Below are 3,433 nucleotides of genomic sequence, written 5' to 3'. Positions count from 1 at the left end.
GTCGTCGCCATGCCGCACGGCCGGGGTCAGCGGAGCGATGTCGTCGCTGGCGGGAATGATGGCGAAACGATGCTTTGGCTTCATCGCCCTCAGCGCGATCAGCGCAGACTGGTCGGTCGCCAGCGCATCGCAGCGGCCTGCCAGGAACGCCTGCCGCGTGCTCTGCACATTGTCGAAGATCACCGGATGCATCGTGACATGAGTACGCCGCGCGACATCTGCGAAGACGATCTCGGTCAGCGACCCGGTCTGCACGCATACTGTGGCACCATCGAGGTCGCGCAGCGTCCTGGCGCCACTGTCGGCACCAATCATGAACGCGGTGTAGTCGTAATAATTGGGTATCGTGAAATTGATGCCGCCCGCGTCGCGCTGCAGGGTCCATGTGGTAGTGCGGGGAAGCACGTCGATCTCGCCGGTAAGCAGCGCGGTGATCCGTTGCTGGCCGGTCAGCGGCACGAAACGCGCCTTGTCCCGGCTGCCGAGCGCAGCCACTGCGATCGCCCGGCAGGTATCGACATCCAGCCCCCGCCAGCGGCCGTGCGAATCGGGAGCGCTGAAGCCGGTGGTGTCCTTGCCCGCGCCGCACCGAACATATCCGCGCGCGCGCACCTCGGCGAGCGTGGGGCCACCCGCAGCCGGTGTTGCCGGGCCTTCGGAGCAGGCCCCCAGCAGCACACTGCCGGCCACCAGGCACGCAAGGGAGAGGAATGCGCGGGCAACGGTCATGGCGCTGCCGTGGTGCTAGCTGCCCCCAGACGGTCGAGCAGGCCAAGGAGATCGGCGAGAAGATCGTCCGGATCCTCCAGGCCGATGCTGATGCGCAGCAGGCGCCCTTCGGGATTGCCGCCGAGCCGTCCGCGCACCGTCATCGGCGCAACGAGACTGCGCGTCCCCCCCCAGGATGCACCGATCACGAATATCCGCATCGCGGCCAGCGCGTCGTCCAGCAGGGCGTCCAGTTCCGGCTGCAGGAGAAGGCTGAATACACCGCTGGCGCCCGTCATGTCGCGCTTCCAGAAAGCGTGGCCAGGACAATCGGGAAGCGCCGGATGCAGCACTCTCGATACGGCGGGATGAGAGCACAATGCCCCGGCAATGCCGGTCGAAACCTTGCCTATATGGGCCATGCGCACGCCCAGCGTCTCGATACCGCGCAATACGAGAGCACAATCATCGGGCGATACTCCGATCCCCAAGACCTTGGCCATCGCCCGCAGACGGACGTGCCAGTCCCGGTCGCGCACCGTCACGCTCCCGAGCAGGACATCGGAATGGCCGGCCGCGTACTTCGTCAGAGCTTCGACCGAGAAATCCATCCCGGCCGCAAGCGGCTTGAACAGCAGCGGGGTCGCCCAGGTATTATCGCAGCCTGTCAGTATGCCCCGCCGCTGCGCGACGGAAACTATAGTGGGCAAGTCCTCCACTTCCATGGTCGCGGAGCCGGGGGACTCGGTCCAGATCAAGCGAACGCTGTCGTCGATGAAGTCTTCTATCCCGCTGCCCGCGAGCGGAGGATAGATCCGGTGCCTTATGCCCTGCGCCGCCAACACATCGGCGCACAAGGCGCGTACCGGCGGGTAGACAGTGTCCGGGATCAGCACGGTGTCGCCAGGCTTGAGCACGCTCAGGAACAGCAGCGCGATGGCCGCCTGCCCCGATGGCAACAGGATCGAGCGCGCGCCCTGCTCAAGCGCAGCGATCTGCGCTTCCAGCACGCGCGTGGTCGGCGTCCCGTCAAGGCCGTACGCGTAGCCGTCAGGCTCGCGCAGACGGCGCTGTGCATAGGCGTCGGCGTTCGGAAACACGATGGTCGATGCACGATGGGTTGGCACCGCAAGGCTGGAAAAGCCTGCCCGGTCCACCTGCGGGCGATGAACGAGTTGCGTCAGATCCTTCATCGGTGTCCTCTTGCGTGAAAGCCACCATGCAGGGTCAGGACAGCGACCTCAATTGGCGACTTGTTCGCGGTCCATAAACCTTCGTTATGGGCTAGCTCCTTTCCATGAGGGAAGGTGCGCGTGGCCGCCTCATCGAGAAAAGCCCCCGACGCCGGGCCGCATAACATCCAGACATGGCGCCGTTCCCGACCATCGATTGTATTGAACCGCGTGGCCGGCTCGTTGCGCGGGCAAAGCGAGTGGCCGGATCTGCCCACATGGGGAATGGCGCTGCGCTTGGAAGGATCGGTGGCCGCGCGCTGGCATGGTTCAGCGTGACAAGCCTGCTCTCGCTGGCGATCGATCATTTCATGGACATGGGCGCCCGGCCACCAATGTCCTGGGCTACACCATCGCCACTTGCGTCGTCTCTCATTGGGAAGACAGGCGCCGCATGCGCGAAGAGGTCCTGTCCGCGCATGCATAACACCTGCGCATGGATCGAGAAGCGCTAATGAATTGTGCGCCGCGCGACCGACCGTAACATCCCTGCACGAATACAAGCATCGGAGCAGCATCCATGAATTCGCTTAAAGCCGGCCTGTTCGCCTTCGCCGCCGCGTCCCTGACCATTTCAGCAACCGCGTCGGCGCATCCGGGCCATGCCGATGCCGAACTGCCCGATTCCTATGCGATCTCGACCCCGCAGATCGCTTTCTACAACACGCCCAACCGCAAGCATGTGCTCATCAACAAGGGCGACCCCGTCACCCTGGGCAAAGTCGCCGTCGATCTCAAGACGGCGTCCAACGTGCTCGTTCAGTTCACCAGCGGCCTTGCGACCGTGACCCCCGAAGGCTGCCCTTGCTCGGTCCGCGTATCGATCCAGTTCGACGGGCAGGATCCGATCGTCATCAAGCGTGTCAACCTGGGCACAGCCAAAACCATGATCGGCGACAAGTACCAAGTCGATCGGCAGTCCGCCGACGGTTCATTCGTACTGCCGCTTCCGGCAGGGCATCATGAAATCTCGCTGGTCGTCCAGCGCATCGAAGGCGACAGCGAAGTGTTGCATGCGTTCTACCCGAACATGCAGGCGCTCGTTTTCCCGGCCGCTCCTCATAAGCACTGAGGCGAACAACCCTCACCTGACGCCCAGCCCGGACGATCCCGGGCTGGGCTTTTTGTCGGCACTTGCGTTTCGTTAAAGAGCGATGACTTTACCTTGAATGACCGTTGGTCATTCAAGGTAAAGTCATCGCGCCCTAGAACATCGCCCTGAAGCCGAAGACGGCGGAGAGGCCGGACACATCCTCGCCGGCGGTGCGGGCCAGTCGTGCGGTTCCGGCCAGCTTGCGCTCCCAGTGTACACCGACATAAGGTGCGAGGGAGCGATTGCGTTCATACCTCAGCCGCGCGCCGAGTTCGAGGCGCTCGAACCCCGATCCGACCGCCAGTGCGGGTACATCCTGAAACGCGAAATCGACTTCGGCTTCGGGCTCCACCACCAGCGACTGGGTGATGCGCTGCTGATAGCCCGCCTTGCCGCGCGC

Annotated in this window: 4 protein-coding genes; 1 reads left to right on the top strand and 3 read right to left on the bottom strand. The window is 64.0% G+C overall.

What is annotated here, in order from left to right; translation table 11 throughout:
* Positions 1-729 (bottom strand): transporter substrate-binding domain-containing protein (locus tag LH128_RS24175; RefSeq protein WP_008832319.1); only part of this gene is annotated, 729 nt, incomplete at its 3' end.
* Complete coding sequence (locus tag LH128_RS24170) at positions 726-1,901, bottom strand: trans-sulfuration enzyme family protein (protein ID WP_008832318.1); 1,176 nt, start codon at positions 1,899-1,901, stop codon at positions 726-728. The genes LH128_RS24175 and LH128_RS24170, both read right to left, overlap by 4 nt.
* Positions 1,902-2,460: 559 nt before the next feature.
* On the opposite strand from LH128_RS24170, the gene LH128_RS24165 reads away from it, so the two are divergent.
* Positions 2,461-3,012: a hypothetical protein gene (locus LH128_RS24165; protein ID WP_008832317.1), complete on the top strand. Its 552-nt coding sequence runs from the start codon at positions 2,461-2,463 to the stop codon at positions 3,010-3,012.
* 133 nt (positions 3,013-3,145) lie between these two features.
* Here LH128_RS24165 and LH128_RS24160 read toward each other — a convergent pair.
* Positions 3,146-3,433, bottom strand: a 288-nt coding sequence (locus tag LH128_RS24160) for a copper resistance protein B (protein WP_008832316.1), incomplete at its 5' end; no start/stop codon positions are given.

Origin of the sequence: Sphingomonas sp. LH128, from assembly GCF_000293195.2 — a bacterium.
Taxonomy (GTDB): domain Bacteria; phylum Pseudomonadota; class Alphaproteobacteria; order Sphingomonadales; family Sphingomonadaceae; genus Novosphingobium; species Novosphingobium resinovorum_A.
This window is presented reverse-complemented; position numbering and strand designations above follow the sequence as displayed.